We start from the raw sequence: 16281 nt of genomic DNA on the forward strand, positions 1-16281 counted from the left end.
GGTGGCTGGCTGTTCGGCATCGGTGGTGCCGGCGGTTCCGGTGGTGATGGAGGTGACGGGGGACGCGGTGGCGACGGGGGTAATGCCGTCGGCCTGTTCGGCAGTGGCGGTGACGGGGGCGATGCCGGTAATAGTGGCGTGGGCGGGACGGCCACTCGGTTGCCCGCTCTGGGCGGCACCGGCGGCAACGGCAGCCCTCTGCTGCTCGGGGCCCACGGCGACGTCGGTCGATTCGGCACCGGTGTGCCGCTGAGCGGCGGTGGCAGCGGTGGGTTCTCGACAGCGGGATCCTGGTTGATCGACAGTGACGGACGCGTCGTGATCCTGCACGGCTTCGACCACGTGAACAAGGTTGCGCCATACGAGTTGTCGGCCAACGGATTCGGCGACGACGACGCGGCCTTCCTAGCTGCTAACGGATTCAACAACGTTCAGCTGGGCTTGATCTGGGCCGCGGTCGAGCCCGAGCCCGGGGTCTTCGACTACGGTGGGTTCGGCGCCAGCAACGTCCTCGCGGCGCACACCGCGGTACTGGATGCCGCCGAGCGACATCAATACGGCTGGGCCACCTGGGTCTACACCGGCCAGAACGACATCACCACCACCGCCACATCACGCGAGGCCGAGTCGATCGTGTATGACACCAGCCTGCCGCCGACCGGCGACAACATCGACGCCGCGAAGCTGGCGGTGTTGGCCGAGCCCTACCCGCAGGCGGTGGCTGGAATCCCGACTGCCTGGACGTTCGACAACGGCACGTTCCAGCTGAGTTACTCGACCGACATGGCCGGCGGGGGCGTCTTCGCTGCCGGTGCGCAGTCCAACATCTCCGTGCCGGAAGTCATCTACCCCGACGGCTACGACGTCAGCGTCACCGGCGGCCATGTCGTGTCGGCGCCCAACGCGCCGGTGCTCGTCATCGCCTCCGATGCCGGAGCCACCAACATCAGCGTGACCGTGACCCCGGCTGCCGCGGCGGGTTGATCACCGTCGGTGACCGCAGGTCTGTGAAGCCACGACTCACGAAGTCGGGTCGATGAGGATCTTCGCGTGGTCATCGGGGGAGGCCAGTGCCTCGAACGCCGCATCCACCTCGGCCAGCGATACCGTCGCGGTGATCAGCGGCGTGGGGTCCACCTTCTTCTTGGCGAGCATTCTCACGGTCTGGCGGAATTCCACCGGGGTGTATCCCACGACGAAACGGATGTCGAGTTCCTTGTTGATCGCCATCGCGGGCCGCAGCCGGTCCTCGCCCATGCAGACCCCGGCCGCGATGATGCGCGACATGATCGGCGCGGAGGTGATCACCGAATTCAGCATCCCGGGGACCCCAACACATTCGAAGATCACCGGAGCTTTGGGGCCGACACCCATGGTCTCGAGCGCCCGCCAGGTCTGCCACAGCGGAACCGGCAGGGTGTTCGCCGCTTGGGTAGCGCGGAGCAGCAGGCGCATCGCGGCCGCGGAACTGGTGAAGTAGCCGGGCCGTTGCCGGACGTGGTCGATGGGCGATTCGGTGGCCGGATCGACGACGATGTCGGCCCCGCATCTTCTGGCCAACTCGCGTCGTGCCGCGCTGTAGTCGCTGGCGATCACCGTGCGAACACCCTTGGCCTTGAGCATGAGCACGACCGCCAGCCGGATGGGACCCGCGCCGACGACGACGGCGATCTGGCCGCGCCGGATCTTGGACCGTCGCACCGCGTGCAGTCCCACCGCCATCGGTTCGGTCAGCGCGGCGACGTCGGTGCTGAGCTCATCGGGGACGCGCACCATCAGCGACTCTTCGATGAGCAGTTCTTCGGCGTAGCCGCCCGGCGCCGACGCCGAGAGTCCGATCGGGTGTATGCCCTCACCCGCGCGCCGCAACGGAAACGCGACGACGCGGCTGCCGATCGGAGCGCGCTTCTTGCACCGCGGACCGTATTCGAGGATCTCCCCGCAGAATTCGTGTCCGAACACGGTGCGCTCGTGCGAGCGCATCGCCTCCAGGTACCCCATCTCGGCGGCGACGTCGGCGAGATCGTCGCTGTGGTGCCGTGCGTGCAGGTCAGACCCGCAGATGCCGCAGCGCAGCACCCTAAGCCGGACCTGGCCGCGACCTGGACGTGGCGTCGGAAGGTCGGAAACCGACAAGGTGCCGTTCTGGCACACAACTGCTTTCACGCTGTATCTGGCCTATCTGCCCGGCGCCCAACCCGCAAGAAAAAATGCAACAATATGTTGCATTTTGGTGCTGGCAATGTGGCACGCGTCGATTAGGCTGTCAACATGGCGCGTGGGGGTTCGTTGGTCGATACGGCCCGCCTGCGATCGGACGTAGTCGAGAATCGGTTGCGGATTCTCGAGGCGGCTACCCAAGTGCTCGCGGGAGATCCGAACGCGTCCATGCAGGAGATCGCCGACGCCGCCGAACTCAACCGCGGAACCCTCTACCGGCATTTCCCGAGCCGTGAGCGACTCGTTGTCGCCATTCACCAAGTCGCCGTCACGAAAATGCGCGAGCTCTATGACTCGTTGCCAAAGTCTGCCCCGGTGTTGCCGAGCCTCATTGAGTTGGTCGGGCCGACGATCGAAGTCGCCAGTCGTTACCGGGTTTTGATTCTTGCCCCGATCGCCGATCCCAGCCGGTTGGTGGCCGAGGCGCAGTCGGTGGAGGTACTCGCTGGCGCCGTGCACCGGGCCCAGTTGGCCGGCGAAGTCGACCAGCGGATTTCGCCCATCGTCGCGGCCACCAACTTCGGCGTCCAGATTCTGGGCGCTGCAACGTTGATCGCCCGCGGTGGCGTCGCGCCTGACGACGCGATCGCACAGACCCGACTGTTGCTGCATAAGGCGTTGCGGGCCCCGACGCAAGACACCGAGTGAACCGGGCCGCGGGTGACAGCGCGCCGACTGCTCAGCGCAGCAGGGTGGCCACGATCCCGGCGAGATAGCCCAGACGGACCACTTCGGCGGGCAGGAAGTCCGGTCCGCCGGTGCGTCCGAGCACAATCGCGGTGCGCGGGTTGCCCAGCGGTGCGGCGGCCAATGCGACGTCCATGTCCCGCCACATCGCGGGCACCCACGTGGCGGTGTTGTCCAGGGCGGTGGCACGTTCGAGCGGCAACCACGGCACCGTCTCAACCTGGGTCTCCGGAGTCCCCGGGCTGCCGGCGAGCCGGCGGAACCCACCGTCGGCGCCCTCGGCGCGCAGCACCGCACACCAGCTGACCCGCAGCACACGGGGCGTTTCGTTGGCCAGCTTCGCCAGTTTGGCGCTGCGGTCACCGGCGGCCGCGACATGGTCGATCAGCTCGAGCTCACGGTGCGCATCCAGCAGTCCGGTGTGCGGACGAATGCTGTGCACCCGAACCCCGGGCAACCGCTCGGCGGCGGTGATCAGCACATCGGGCATCGATCCCTGTGGCAGTTCGACCACCAGGTCGTCGATGGCCGAACCGCTGCCGCGTTCCACAACGTCCAGCGACAAGATGTCGGCGCCCACCGAGCCCAGACCCACGGCAAGCGACCCCAGGCTGCCGGGGCGGTCGTCGAGTTCGACGCGCAGCAGATAGGAAGGCATGGGCAAACCTTCCCACAGCGTCCCGTGGCCCGCGGACAGTGAGTCTGACTTCACGTTCGCCACCGCACGCTGGCGTTACGGTCGACGTGCATGGCCGACAGGTCCCGTTGGCGCCGGCCCGCTGCGCCCGGCTTCGCCGCGCTTGCGACCGACGCTAGGCTTTTCACCCGTGTCCCAGATCTCCCGTGACGATGTAGCTCACCTGGCCCGATTGGCCCGGCTGGCGCTGACCGACGCCGAGTTGGACGGATTTGCCGGCCAGCTTGATGCGATCCTGACCCATGTCAGCACGATTCAGGCCGTCGACGTCACCGGCGTCGAGGCGACCGACAACCCGCTTAAGGCCGTCAACGTCACCCGGCCCGACGAGATCGCCGACGGGCTGACCCAGGACCAAGCGCTGGCCGCCGCACCGCGCGCCGAAGACGGCCGCTTTGCGGTGCCGCAGATCCTGGGGGAGAGCCAGTGAGTGAGCTGATCCGGTCCGACGCGGCCACCCTGGCGGCCAAGATCGCCGCCCGCGAGGTGTCCTCGGTCGAGGTCACCCGCGCCCACCTCGACCAGATCGCGGCCACCGACGATCGGTACGGAGCCTTCCTGCACGTCGGCGCCGAGGAGGCCCTGGCCGCAGCGGAGGCCGCCGACAAGGCGATCGCCGCCGGCGAGGCGCCGTCGGCGCTGGCCGGAGTCCCGTTGGCACTCAAAGACGTGTTCACCACCGTCGACGCGCCCACCACCTGCGGATCGAAGATCCTGGAAGGCTGGCGGGCCCCCTACGACGCGACCGTCACCGCGCGACTGCGCGCAGCGGGAATCCCGATCCTGGGCAAGACCAACATGGACGAGTTCGCGATGGGCTCGTCGACGGAGAACTCCGCCTACGGTCCGACCCGCAACCCGTGGGACGTCGAGCGGGTGCCGGGCGGCTCCGGCGGCGGCAGTGCCGCGGCACTGGCCGCATTCCAGGCGCCATTGGCCATCGGCACCGACACCGGCGGCTCGATCCGCCAGCCGGCCGCGCTGACCGCGACGGTCGGCGTCAAACCCACTTACGGCACCGTGAGTCGCTACGGGTTGGTGGCGTGCGCGTCCTCGCTGGACCAGGGTGGACCGTGTGCACGCACCGTGGCCGACACCGCGCTGCTGCACTCGGTGATCGCCGGGTATGACCGGCGCGACTCCACCTCCCTGGATGTAGCGGTGCCCGACGTCGTGGGTGCCGCCCGCGCCGGGGCCACCGGTGATCTGGCGGGCGTGCGGATCGGGGTGGTGCGTCAGCTGCACAGCGGCGAGGGCTACCAGCCGGGCGTGCTGGCCTCGTTCAATGCCGCCGTCGAACAGTTGAAAGCGCTGGGCGCGCAGATCTCCGAGGTGGACTGCCCCCACTTCGACTACTCGCTGAGCGCCTACTACCTGATCCTGCCCTCGGAGGTGTCATCCAACCTGGCCCGCTTCGATGCGATGCGGTTCGGGTTGCGAGTCGGCGACGACGGCACGCACAGCGCCGAGGAGGTGATGGCGCTGACCCGGGCGGCCGGCTTCGGCCCGGAGGTCAAGCGCCGCATCATGCTCGGCACCTATGCGCTGTCGGCGGGCTACTACGACGCCTACTACAACCAGGCACAGAAGGTGCGCACGCTGATCGCCCGCGATCTCGACGAGGCGTACAAGAGCGTGGACGTACTGGTCTCGCCGACAACGCCCACCACGGCGTTCCGGCTTGGGGAGAAGGTCGACGACCCGTTGGCGATGTACCTCTTCGACTTGTGCACGCTGCCGCTGAACCTGGCCGGACACTGCGGGATGTCGGTGCCGTCCGGGCTTTCCGGCGACGACGGGCTGCCGGTGGGCCTGCAGATCATGGCGCCGGCGCTGGCCGATGACCGGCTGTACCGGGTGGGCGCGGCCTACGAGGCCGCCCGCGGGGTGCTTGCCAGCGCGATCTAGGCGGCCGGGGCTGGTCAGAACTGACTGGCCAGATCCGCGAGTTGGTTACCGAGGTCGTCCCAGCCGATCGAGTTGAACGGTGAGCCTTCCTGGCTGAGCAGCCGGCCAAGGTCGAGCTGGTAGCCGCCGGTGGCGGCGCCGACGGGACCCCAACATGCCCCCTGGCGCGGGCCGTGCACGTTCTGTCCGATTCGGCGTCCGCTCCCCGGCGGCACGTGGCACCCGGCAAGATGGGGACATGCGGATCGGAGTACTCACCGGCGGCGGTGACTGTCCCGGGTTGAACGCGGTGATCAGGGCGGTGGTGCGCACCTGCGACTCCCGCTACGGCTCCACGGTGGTCGGGTTCCAAGACGGCTGGCGCGGCCTGTTGGAGAACCGGCGCGTCCAGTTGGCCAACGACGACCGCAACGACCGCCTGTTGGCCAAAGGCGGCACCATGCTCGGGACCGCCCGGGTAAACCCGGACAAGTTGCGCGCCGGCCTGGCTCAGGTGAAGCAGACCCTGGATGACAACGGCATCGATGTCCTTATCCCTATTGGCGGTGAGGGCACCTTGACTGCGGCGCACTGGCTGTCGCAGGAGAACGTCCCGGTGGTCGGGGTGCCTAAGACCATCGACAACGACATCGACTGCACCGACGTCACTTTCGGCCACGACACCGCTCTGCAGGTCGCCTCCGATGCAATCGACCGGCTGCACTCCACCGCCGAATCTCACCAGCGGGTCATGCTGGTCGAGGTGATGGGCCGTCACGCCGGCTGGATCGCGCTCAACGCCGGCCTGGCCACCGGCGCGCACATGACATTGATTCCCGAACAGCCCTTCGATGTCGAAGAGGTCTGTCGGCTGGTCAAGCAGCGCTTCCAGCACGGGTCGTCGCACTTCATCTGTGTTGTCGCCGAAGGGGCCAAACCGGCTGCCGGTTCGATGGAGCTGCGGGCCGGCGGCGTCGACGAGTTCGGCCACGAGAGGTTCACCGGTGTCGCCGCCCAGCTGGCTGTCGAAATCGAGAAGCGGGTCAAGAAGGAAGTCCGCACTACGGTGCTGGGCCATGTGCAGCGTGGCGGCACCCCGACCGCTTACGACCGCGTGCTGGCAACGCGCTTCGGCGTCAACGCCGCTGACGCCGCCCACGCCGGCGAATACGGAATGATGGTGTCGCTGCGTGGTCAGGAGATCGGCAGGGTGGCGTTGGCCGACGCGGTCCGACAGCTCAAAGTGGTGCCGCAGAGCCGCTACGACGATGCGGCCGCGTTCTTCGGCTGACTCGCGCGTGGCGTGACAACGTCGCGAAAGGGCTTCACAATGGTGAGGTTGTGCTTCGTGTTGCCTGATGGATCAAGGCTGGGGGTGGGATATGAGAACGATGGTGTTGTCTGCCGCGGTGTTGTGCGGTCTGCCGATGGGGCTTGTGCCGTCGATACCGGCCCACGCCAGCGGTGACCTGATCGGCGATTACATCACCGATCACGGTGGCGATGTGTGCGCCTTCATCAACGACCAGCCGAATCTGGCGGGCGTCAAGCACGCGGTCAGCCACATTCTGGCGACCAGTGGCATGCCCGCAGACCAGACGGGGCGACTGCTGGCCGGGTCAGTCATAGCCGACTGCCCGGAGGATGGCCCGCTGGTCGACGAATTCGTCTGGTACGAAAGACATCGCGAACAGAGCAACTCCGGCGTCGGCGTAACACTGGGACCCTGATCGCCGGCTCGGTCAAGTGGCCGGTAGCGGTCACAGGTCGCTGGGGTCATCGGGCACGTCGACGGCGTAGTCCGCCAGTACCTCGAGGCTGACCACGTCCAGCGTGCGTTCGTGGGTCGCGGCCAGCACCACCGGTGCGGCGCAGCCGTCGCGGTGGGCTCGCAGCCAGTTCAACGCGGTGACGCACCAGCGATCTCCGGGCGTCAGCCCCGGGAATCGGTAGGCCGGCATCGGTGTGGACAGGTCGTTGCCGATAGCGCGCTGGTGTTCCAGGAACTCGCCGGTGACGACGGCGCAAATCGTATGCAGGCCAATGTCCTCGGGACCTGACGAGCAGCAGCCGTCGCGGTAGAAGCCGGTGATCGGGTCGCTGCCGCACGGCTCCAGCGGGCCGCCCAGTACGTTGCGGTCGGGCATGTGGCTCAGTCTAGGGCGGTGTCACCTACCGTGAGGTATGACCGAGCGGAACCGTGAGCGGCTGTGGGCGCACATCGACGGCATCTACCGGCAGATCTGCGAGCACCCGTTCGTCACCGGGCTGACCAAGGGGACCCTGGGGCGCAACCAGTTTCGCTACTACCTCGTGCAGGACGGGCACTACCTGCGCGGGTACGCCCAGGCGTTGGCGAGGTGTGCGGCCAAGGCGCCGATCGCATCGGAGCTGACCATGTTCGCCGAGCACGCCGGCGCGGCGATCACCGCCGAAGCGGAACTGCATGCCGGGCTGCTGGCCGATCTGGGCCTCGACGTTGATGCTGCCGCGGCACTGCCGATCGCCCCGACGACCCAGGCCTACACCAGCTACCTGCTGGCGATCACCGCATCAGGCTCCTACGCCGAGGCCGTCGCCGCCGTGCTGCCCTGCTATTGGATCTATGCCCGGGTGGGGGAGCACCTGCAGCGCCACGGTTCGCCGGAGCCACTGTTCCAGCGCTGGATCGACAGCTACGCGGGCCAGGAGTACCAGGCGGTGGTCGAGGCCGTACTGGCCGTTACCGATCGGATCGGCGCACATGTGCCGGCTGCGGAGTGGGAGCTGATGCGCCGGCATCTCCACACCGCCGCGCGCTACGAATGGATGTTCTTCGACGCCGCCTACCGGATGGAGGACTGGCCGGTGTGATCAAGGACCGGCTGACGGGGTCACCTAGACTTTGCGCCATGACCGCTGCTGTCGCTGAACTGCTCGATTACGACGACGTCGTCGCCCGCTACGACCCGGTCCTGGGCCTGGAAGTGCACGTCGAGCTGTCCACGGCCACCAAGATGTTCTGCGGATGCTCGACGGCGTTCGGCGCCGAGCCGAACACCCAAGTGTGTCCGGTGTGTCTGGGCCTGCCCGGCTCGCTGCCGGTGCTCAATGCCACCGCGGTCGAATCGGCGATCCGGATCGGGTTGGCGCTCAACTGCGACATCGCCTCCTGGTGCCGGTTCGCCCGCAAGAACTACTTCTATCCCGACCAGCCGAAGAACTACCAGATCTCTCAGTACGACGAACCGATCGCATTCAACGGTTACTTGGATGTGCCGCTGGAGGACGGGTCGGTGTGGCGGGTGGACATCGAGCGCGCCCACATGGAGGAGGACACCGGCAAGCTCACCCACGTCGGCAGCGATACCGGTCGCATCGAGGGCGCCAGCGAATCTCTGGTCGACTACAACCGGGCCGGCGTGCCGCTGATCGAGATCGTCACCAAACCGATCACCGGTGCCGCGGAACGTGCACCGCAGATCGCTCGGGCTTATGTGACCGCGTTGCGGGATCTGCTGCGGGCCTTAGATGTTTCTGACGTGCGGATGGACCAGGGTTCGATGCGCTGCGACGCCAACGTATCGCTGAAGCCCACCGGCGCAGCTGAATTCGGCACCCGGACCGAGACCAAGAACGTCAACTCCCTCAAGAGTGTCGAGGTGGCGGTGAGCTACGAGATGCGACGCCAGGGCGCGGTGTTGACCGCAGGGGGCACGGTCGTTCAGGAGACCCGGCACTTCCACGAAGCCGGCTACACGAGCCCGGGCCGGGCCAAGGAGACCGCGGAGGATTACCGCTACTTTCCTGAACCCGATCTGGAGCCGGTGGCGCCATCGGTGGAGCTGGTCGCCGAACTACGGGAGACCATCCCGGAACTGCCGTGGCTGGCCCGCAAGAAGATCCAGGAGCAGTGGGGCGTCTCCGACGAGGTGATGCGCGACCTGGTCAACGCGGGGGCGGTTGAGTTGGTGGCCGCCACCGTGTCGGCCGGAGCATCCAGCGAGGCGGCCCGGGCCTGGTGGGGAAACTTCCTGGTGCAGAAGGCCAACGAGGCCGGTGTCGAACTCGACGCGCTGGCTATCACGCCCATGCAGGTGGCTGCCGTGGTGGCGCTGGTGGAATCCGGCGAGCTGTCCAACAAGTTGGCCCGGCAGGTGGTCGAAGGGGTGCTCGCCGGCGAGGGGGAGCCCGCCCAGGTGATGGCCGACCGAGGCCTGGTCGTGGTGCGTGACGACTCGGTGATCCAGGCGGCGATCGACGAAGCCCTGGCTGCCAATCCTGATGTCGCCGAGAAGATTCGGGGTGGCAAGGTGCAGGCTGCCGGCGCCATCGTCGGTGCGGTCATGAAGGCCACCAAGGGTCAGGCCGATGCCGCCCGGGTGCGAGAACTGGTGTTGGCCGCCTGCGGCGGATAGTTCCCGGCTGTCTCAGCCGGCGATGGCGCCGCGAGTCTGCGGCAGGTGCCGGGAACCTTGGTGGGCGCGGTGGTCGAAAATGAACTGCAGCCACCGAAAGTCGATCAACATTGCGTGTTCATCCTTTCGCTCGTCGGGTGAGTATTCGGCGGCGGTGACGTGCTGTGTGAGTCACTGCTTTCGACCCGTTGAAACCCAAGGTAAGGCCGATATTTAAGGCGTCCGGGCGGAGTCAGTAATACTTCTGTGAGAACCGATTGGTATTGGCTGGCGCTGACCCGGCGGCGCTGACCGCAGCGGCTGGCGAAAAGAAAACCGCACCGTGCGGCCCCGGCGGAGCCACACGGTGCGGTTGAGCGAATGTCAGAGAAGCCCGTTCAGGATGTCGCTGGCGCCGTCCCAGCCGAGGGCCATCGCGATGGACTGGGAGAACGCCACCATGGAGGCGATCGGCCCGACCGCGATTCCCGGCAGGTCGAAAAGATCCATCGGCTCGCCCAGCGCATCGGTTCCGGTGCCCATGCCGATGGCATCGAAGATCGAGCCACCCGCGCTGAGCAGCCCGCCCACGTTCAGATTCAGCTCGGTGATGTATGTGGGTAGGTCGAGCAGCGGCAGGGTGGTCCCCAGCTGGTCCAGGATCGGCATCAGGTCGACCTCGCCGTAGCCGTTGAGGTAGGCATTGACGAGGTTGGCCGGTATGTCGGCCACATTCTGCAGCGCCGCATCCCAGTCCGGTTCACCACCGGTCAGCGCCGTGGAGATGTCGGCGAGGTCCTCGTGGAACTGCAGCACCGGGCTGAGCATGGTGCCGACCTGACCGATGACGATACCGCTCAGCGGGGAACCAGCGAAGTTCAGCACTGCCGCTAACAGGGGCACCGCACTCTCGTCCAGACCGAGGGATTCGGCGATGCCCGGCAGGATGGTCGGGTCGGTCAGCGTCTGAAACAGGCTGCTGTGATTCATGAAGCCGGCGAGCACGGCCTGCCGGGCCAGTTTGTCCGACATTTCTTGGACGGTCGTTAATCACCAGATTAAAACGGGACGGGGCCGAGCGGGCCTCAAACCTGAGACAAATCCATTACTCCCATGGCTGTTTTCTTGGTGATTTCATAGCGTGTCGCGTCATGCGCTCAATCGTGTCGCGACCGCGGATGAATTCGGTGCCCGTCTAGTGAGTCTGTCCCGCCGTAGTTTTCTTCAGGCCGGACTGGCCGCGACCGCGGTCGCAGGTATGGGTTCTCGCTGGGCGCATGCCGAGCCGGCGGCGCTGCTGGCGTCGAATCCAACCGGCACCACCTTGGACGTGGTCAGCACTCCGGGCATGGCGCAAGCGGGTGGATACCGGCCGCTGGTCGCCGGCAGCGGTTGGCCGTTGTACATCCGCCAGGAGCTGGCCACCGCGGGCCCCGCGCGAGAGATGGCCCGCACCGCGTTGACGTCGTTCGTTCAGGTCACCGATCTGCACCTCACGGACGCGCAGAGTCCAGCCCGGTTCGAGTTCGTCCACCCGTTCATCTCGTCGGCCTACCGGCCGCATGAGACATTGACCACCCAGGGCGCGGTCTCGCTGGTGAAGCAACTTAACGCGCTTCCCGGCGGGCCGTTCACCGGGCGACCATTCGATTGCTTGGTCTGCACAGGCGACAACACCGACAACCGCGAGCTGATCGAACTCGACTGGTTTCTGACCGTGATGTCTGGGGGCTCGATCATCCCCAACACCGGTGCCCTGAATCGCTATGAGGGGGTCCAGGTACACGGCTCGTCGGATTACTGGCTGGCCGAGTCGCCCTACTGGGACAGCTACAAGGGCAAGGGATTTCAGCAGATTCCCGGCTTTCTGTCTGCCGCGATCTCCGCACACGTCAGCCCGGGTCTGCGGATGCCCTGGTACTCGGTGGTCGGTAACCACGACGAGCAGCTGCTCGGCACCGTCCCCAACGGCCTGCTGGATTGGATGTACACCTCGCCGATCAAATTCGACCTGCCACATACCGATCCCTCGGCGATCGCCATCGCCAAGGCGCTGTGCGCCGATCCCTCGCAGCTCGGCCCGATCCTGCTGCAGCTCAAGTCCGGCGGCCCCTTCCTGCCCTCGACAGTGGACCAGCGGCGGTTGCCATTCACGTTGAGCCAGTTTGTTCGTCGGCACTTCGAGCCCGCCGCCACCGGTCCCGGTCCGGTCGGGCATGGTTTCACCGATCCGGACGGGCCCACCTGGTACACCTTCCAGGTCGCGCCCGGTGTGCTCGGTATTGCGATGAACACCACCAACGATTTCGGCTTGGCGACAGGATCGATCAACGAAAGCCAGCTGATGTTCGTTCTCGGCGAGATCGACGCGCATCCGGACCAACTGGTGATTCTGTTCAGCCACCACACCTCGCGGACGATGAACTTCGGCCTGCCGGATCCGAATCATCCCGGGGAGAAGGTGTATACCGGTGCGGCGCTCGTTGCGGCGCTGTTGGAGCGGCCGAATGTGATCGCGTGGGTCAACGGGCACACTCACACCAACGAGATGATTCCCCACAAGGGGGCCACCCCGAAGCAGAGCTTTTGGGAGATCAACACGGCCAGCCATATCGACTACCCGCAGCTGGCCAGGATCATCGAAGTCACCGACAATCGCGACGGCACGCTGAGCCTGTTCACCCCGCTGGTCGAGGCCCAGGCACCGTTCACCGCAGATCCGAGCGACCTCACTCCCACCGGTCTGGCGAGCCTGTATCGCGAGCTGTCCTACAACGATCTGCATCGCAAAGATGCCCGCCTGGGTGCCGTGGCGGATCGCAACTGCGAGTTATTGCTCGCCCATCCACTGCACTGACGCGGAAATGTCGAAGTGGCCCCCTTCGCGGTGAAGGGGGCCACTTCTGCATTGCAGGGTTCTACCCGGACATGGCGAAGATGTCGGTCGCCAGCGAGGCCATCGTGTCGGCGCCGTCGCTCAACGGACTGCCCACGCCGTCCCAACCCAGCGCCATGGCGATGATCTCCTGCAGGCTCTGCCACGCGCCCAGCAGCCCGACACCTTGGCCCTCGACCACCAGCGGGAAACCCATGAGGCCGGTGGTGAGTCCCAGGCCGTTGATGATCGAGCCTCCGATGCCGGGGGAGCTGCCGTCGGAGATCTCCTTGACGAAGCCCTCGACGTCGGTGCCGGTGACGCCGGGCGACAGCAGTCCGCCGAAGGTGTAGCTGAGCGCGGTGACGTCCAGGTCTGCCGGCAGCAGACCGGCCTCGGTCAGGGTCGGCAGCAACGCGTCCAGATTGAGGGTGGCCCCGTTGAGGAGCCCACCGACCATGTTGGCCGGGATGTTGGCCGCTTCCTGCAGTGCCGCGGTCCAGTCCGGGTTGTCGCCGGTCAGCGCGGCGCTGATCTCGCTGATGCTGTTGCCCAGCGCCACCAGCGGGCTGATGGACGGGGCGAGGGCACCGATCAGTACCCCGCTGAGCGGTGAGGCCAGGACGGACAGAATCGGCGTGAGCTCGTCGGTGGTGAGGGGGAAGTCGTCGGGCATGAACTGAGGCATCACCAGCGTGATCAATGCCTGCAGCGCGTCGTTGCTCAGCAGCAGCGGTGACATCGGCAGGTCGGTCGCCATGTTGGGCTGCACGATCGCCTCCAAGACCGCCTGCGGGTCGATCGACGTGCCATTCATGAAGTCGGCGATCAGCTGCTGGGCGGCCACGCCCGGCACCGCGGACATGTGGTCCCATAGCGTGCTGGCGTTGTCCTTGGCGGTGGTGAACACGTCCTGCCACGCGGTGAACGGGTCGACGCCGGCGGTCAGCGCCACAGCGGCAGCGCGCGTGCCGGTCGGCGCGGGCAGCGATACTGCGACCGGGGTGGCGGCGATGGCGCCGGCGCCGATGAGAGCGACGCCTGCTGCGACCCAGGGAGCGGGGGCGAAGTGTTGCATTGGTCTCCTAATTGCGTATGCGTGACGGGTGCCACGGCGTCGCAAAGCTACTTGAAAGTAGGTTAGGTGTAAACAAGAATCTCAGCTAACAAAGTCCAAGCTCAGGCCATATTCTGCTGATATGAGCTGGCATTATGCGGAGGCCTGGCGGCGAATTGGTAGGGAATTCACAGAAACGTAGTTGGCCTGGAGCGGAAGAGTGGCGGGCTGGAGTGAACCAAAGTGACGTCTAGGAGCCGTCGGGCCGCGGGGGCGACCGCGACCGCCTCGAGTGAGGCTGAGGGGCGCACAGTTAATTACAATGTTGAGCCGTCGAAAACACCACGGATGTGCGCCGAAACCGGCGCCCACTCACGCGGGAGGCCGGTCAGTCTTTGTCGTCGTTGGCGCGCGGGAACCCGCCGCCAGACGGGAACAGCGGGAAGACCACGTCATCGAGCTTCTCGGCATCCCCGGCGGTCTTATTCACCGTCGCGCCCCAGACGTTGCCGTCGGGCGACATCTTGACCGCCCAGACGTGGCCGTGGGTGTCCTGGCGCATGACCTCGGGTTCGCTGGTGACCGATCCGGTGCCCGCGGCCAGTCGCACGGCCACCGTCTGCTTGGTGTTGACCAGGTTGACCAGCACGATGCCGTCCATCGCGGCGCAACCGGCGACGCCGGGCTTATCCGGCCACGTCCACACGGTCGACACCCGGGAATCCTTGGTGATGCGTTGCAACCGGTCGCCGCTCGGCGTTCGGTCGGTGACGTAGAGCGAGCCGTCGACGTGGTCGATGCACAACCCGCCGCCGGCGCCCATCCCGCTCAGTGCGGTGGTGGGCGCGGCTTGGCCGATGGTGGTGGGTTGCTCGATGCGCAGCACTTTGCCGGCCGTCGAACCGGGATCGGCGGCCGCGGCGGGATTGCCCGCATCGCCGGTCAGCACCACCAGGGTGGTCGGGCTGGTGAAGATCAGCGCGCCGGTGTTGCCGCTCGCGCCCTTAGGGATGCCGGTAAGGATGTCCTTGGGGACGTCACCGTCGGCGATCCGGATCACCCGGTTGTCGGAGGGTGTGCTGATGTAGGCGTACATCAACCGGTCCTGCGTATAGGTGGGTGACAGCACGATGTCCATCAGGCCGCCGTCCCCGGACGGGTCGACGCCGATGAGGGTCTTCACCTTGGGTTCGGCGGACAGTGAAACTTCCTTGACCGCACCGGTCGTCCGTTCGGCGACCAAAGCCGATTTGCTGTCGCCGTGCATGATCAGGCCGCTGGTGCTCTCGAGGCAGCCCTGCATCACCCCGGGTGCCGGGCACTGTTTCGGGAACGGGTTGGCGGGCAGCGGTGGCGGCGGTGGCGGAGTCGTGGGCGGCGCCATTCCGCGCCGCGGCACGGTGGTGAATGGTTGAGACTGAGCGTCATCGAAGTGTGCGCAGCCCGTCAGAACCAGGAGTGCCGCGCACAGTACGACAGGCACCCGGTGAACCACGCCGCGCATCCGCATGCCCGTCAGGTTACGGACACCGGGTCGGGTTTCGCCACGACGCCCACCGCAGTGCTGCACCGGGCCGGATTCGATTCGCTAACGAAGCCGTTCAAATCCCCAATCCCGCCGGGGTTGCCCTTACTCTGGCAGGGTGACCAGTCATGGTGAGGGCTCACACTGGCGTCGGCCGGGTGAGACTGCCGACGCAGGAAAAGGACGTCCCAAGTCGGCACGTCTGGTAGATCCGGAGGACGACATGCCGTCACCGACTTATACCGGCGATTTCGAGACCGCGGCCATTCCGGCTTACGACCCCACCGGTGTTCGGCCGGTAGGCACCGGCTACCACCCGCTGCCCTACGCCGAGCCGCAGCCCGGCCCCGGTCGCGTCGGAGTTGCCATCGGCGGCGACGCCGACGCTGACGAGCCGTTCCGGGCGCTGGACCGGCGCGGCACCCAAGATCTCGGCCTGCTGGTTCTGCGGCTGGGACTCGGTGTGCTGTTGGTGGCCCACGGGCTGCGTCAACTGTTCGGGTGGTGGGGTGGTCAGGGGCTGACCGACTTCAAGGGTTCCATCGCCGCGGCCGGCTACCAACACGCCGACATCCTGACCTACGCAGCGGGCGGCGGGCAGATCGCCGCCGGCCTGCTGCTGGTGCTCGGACTGTTCACCCCGCTGGCCGCGGCCGGCGCGCTGGCGTACTTCATCAACGGCGTACTCGCCGGTGTCGCATCGCACAGCCAGGGCCGATTCGACCTGTTCCTGCCCGACGGGCACGAATACGACGTCATTCTGATCGTGGTGGCGGTGGCGATCGTGCTGGTCGGACCCGGGCGGTACGGCCTCGACGGCGACCGCGGCTGGGCTCGGCGGCCTTTTATCGGATCCATCGCGGCGCTGGTGCTCGGAATCGCCGGCGGCATCGCGATGTGGGTGTTCCTCAACGGGGCCAACCCGCTGGGTTAGCCCGGAGGCGCGTCGCCGTCGCC

Annotated in this window: 16 protein-coding genes and 1 pseudogene; 10 read left to right on the forward strand and 7 right to left on the reverse strand. The window is 66.8% G+C overall.

Annotated elements, in window-relative coordinates:
• Window positions 1-984, forward strand: a pseudogene (locus tag EJK91_RS22915) (hypothetical protein); the annotation flags it as partial.
• A gap of 36 nt (window positions 985-1020) precedes the next feature.
• Here the strand turns inward: EJK91_RS22915 and EJK91_RS05665 are convergent.
• The gene (locus EJK91_RS05665) at window positions 1021-2166 is read right to left on the reverse strand and encodes a zinc-binding dehydrogenase (protein ID WP_125078458.1); all 1146 of its coding nucleotides are present in this window, start codon (window positions 2164-2166) and stop codon (window positions 1021-1023) included.
• Between the two features lie 105 nt (window positions 2167-2271).
• Between EJK91_RS05665 and EJK91_RS05670 the strand changes: the two genes are divergently transcribed.
• Window positions 2272-2868, forward strand: a complete 597-nt coding sequence (locus tag EJK91_RS05670) for a TetR/AcrR family transcriptional regulator (protein ID WP_024440184.1) — start codon at window positions 2272-2274, stop codon at window positions 2866-2868.
• A gap of 31 nt (window positions 2869-2899) precedes the next feature.
• On the opposite strand, the gene EJK91_RS05675 is transcribed toward EJK91_RS05670, so the two are convergent.
• On the reverse strand, window positions 2900-3565 hold the full coding sequence (locus tag EJK91_RS05675; protein WP_036456886.1) for an amino acid-binding protein: 666 nt from the start codon (window positions 3563-3565) through the stop codon (window positions 2900-2902).
• 169 nt (window positions 3566-3734) lie between these two features.
• Here EJK91_RS05675 and gatC point away from each other — a divergent pair, with 169 nt between their 5' ends.
• Window positions 3735-4034 carry an Asp-tRNA(Asn)/Glu-tRNA(Gln) amidotransferase subunit GatC gene (gene gatC, locus EJK91_RS05680; RefSeq protein WP_024440182.1) on the forward strand — a complete coding sequence of 100 codons (300 nt, stop codon included), beginning with the start codon at window positions 3735-3737 and terminating at the stop codon, window positions 4032-4034.
• Window positions 4031-5512, forward strand: coding sequence for an Asp-tRNA(Asn)/Glu-tRNA(Gln) amidotransferase subunit GatA (gene gatA, locus EJK91_RS05685; RefSeq protein WP_125078459.1), 1482 nt, complete (start codon window positions 4031-4033; stop codon window positions 5510-5512). Before gatC ends, gatA begins: the two co-directional genes overlap by 4 nt.
• Before the next feature lie 14 nt (window positions 5513-5526).
• Here gatA and EJK91_RS21685 read toward each other — a convergent pair whose 3' ends face one another.
• Window positions 5527-5691 (reverse strand): hypothetical protein, encoded by a 165-nt coding sequence (locus EJK91_RS21685; protein WP_164517891.1) that lies wholly within the window; start codon window positions 5689-5691, stop codon window positions 5527-5529.
• A gap of 59 nt (window positions 5692-5750) precedes the next feature.
• Between EJK91_RS21685 and EJK91_RS05690 the strand changes: the two genes are divergently transcribed.
• Both EJK91_RS05690 and EJK91_RS05695 read left to right on the forward strand, forming a co-directional pair.
• Window positions 5751-6782 (forward strand): ATP-dependent 6-phosphofructokinase, encoded by a 1032-nt coding sequence (locus tag EJK91_RS05690; RefSeq protein ID WP_024440179.1) that lies wholly within the window; start codon window positions 5751-5753, stop codon window positions 6780-6782.
• A 91-nt stretch (window positions 6783-6873) separates the two neighbouring features.
• Window positions 6874-7221 carry a hypothetical protein gene (locus tag EJK91_RS05695; RefSeq protein ID WP_024440178.1) on the forward strand — a complete coding sequence of 116 codons (348 nt, stop codon included), beginning with the start codon at window positions 6874-6876 and terminating at the stop codon, window positions 7219-7221.
• 30 nt (window positions 7222-7251) lie between these two features.
• Here EJK91_RS05695 and EJK91_RS05700 read toward each other — a convergent pair whose 3' ends face one another.
• The gene (locus EJK91_RS05700) at window positions 7252-7638 is read right to left on the reverse strand and encodes a DUF2237 family protein (protein WP_024440177.1); all 387 of its coding nucleotides are present in this window, start codon (window positions 7636-7638) and stop codon (window positions 7252-7254) included.
• A gap of 37 nt (window positions 7639-7675) precedes the next feature.
• On the opposite strand from EJK91_RS05700, the gene tenA reads away from it, so the two are divergent.
• The gene (tenA, locus tag EJK91_RS05705; RefSeq protein ID WP_024440176.1) at window positions 7676-8344 is read left to right on the forward strand and encodes a thiaminase II; all 669 of its coding nucleotides are present in this window, start codon (window positions 7676-7678) and stop codon (window positions 8342-8344) included.
• A gap of 38 nt (window positions 8345-8382) precedes the next feature.
• Window positions 8383-9888: an Asp-tRNA(Asn)/Glu-tRNA(Gln) amidotransferase subunit GatB gene (gatB, locus tag EJK91_RS05710; protein ID WP_125078460.1), complete on the forward strand. Its 1506-nt coding sequence runs from the start codon at window positions 8383-8385 to the stop codon at window positions 9886-9888.
• Window positions 9889-10251: 363 nt separating this feature from the next.
• Here gatB and EJK91_RS05715 read toward each other — a convergent pair whose 3' ends face one another.
• Window positions 10252-10899 carry a hypothetical protein gene (locus EJK91_RS05715; protein WP_125078461.1) on the reverse strand — a complete coding sequence of 216 codons (648 nt, stop codon included), beginning with the start codon at window positions 10897-10899 and terminating at the stop codon, window positions 10252-10254.
• A 166-nt stretch (window positions 10900-11065) separates the two neighbouring features.
• Here EJK91_RS05715 and EJK91_RS05720 point away from each other — a divergent pair, with 166 nt between their 5' ends.
• Window positions 11066-12724, forward strand: a complete 1659-nt coding sequence (locus EJK91_RS05720) for a TIGR03767 family metallophosphoesterase (RefSeq protein ID WP_444850799.1) — start codon at window positions 11066-11068, stop codon at window positions 12722-12724.
• Window positions 12725-12785: 61 nt separating this feature from the next.
• Here the strand turns inward: EJK91_RS05720 and gjpA are convergent, their stop codons facing one another.
• Window positions 12786-13820 carry an outer membrane porin GjpA gene (gene gjpA, locus EJK91_RS05725; RefSeq protein ID WP_125078462.1) on the reverse strand — a complete coding sequence of 345 codons (1035 nt, stop codon included), beginning with the start codon at window positions 13818-13820 and terminating at the stop codon, window positions 12786-12788.
• 367 nt (window positions 13821-14187) lie between these two features.
• Window positions 14188-15309, reverse strand: a complete 1122-nt coding sequence (locus tag EJK91_RS05730) for a PQQ-dependent sugar dehydrogenase (RefSeq protein ID WP_125078463.1) — start codon at window positions 15307-15309, stop codon at window positions 14188-14190.
• A gap of 133 nt (window positions 15310-15442) precedes the next feature.
• On the opposite strand from EJK91_RS05730, the gene EJK91_RS05735 reads away from it, so the two are divergent.
• A complete protein-coding gene (locus tag EJK91_RS05735; protein WP_125078464.1) occupies window positions 15443-16258 on the forward strand; it encodes a DoxX family membrane protein in 816 nt (271 codons plus the stop codon).
• Window positions 16259-16281: the final 23 nt, after the last annotated feature.

Origin of the sequence: Mycobacterium sp. P7213 (assembly GCF_900604305.1) — a bacterium.
Classification (GTDB): Bacteria; Actinomycetota; Actinomycetes; order Mycobacteriales; family Mycobacteriaceae; genus Mycobacterium.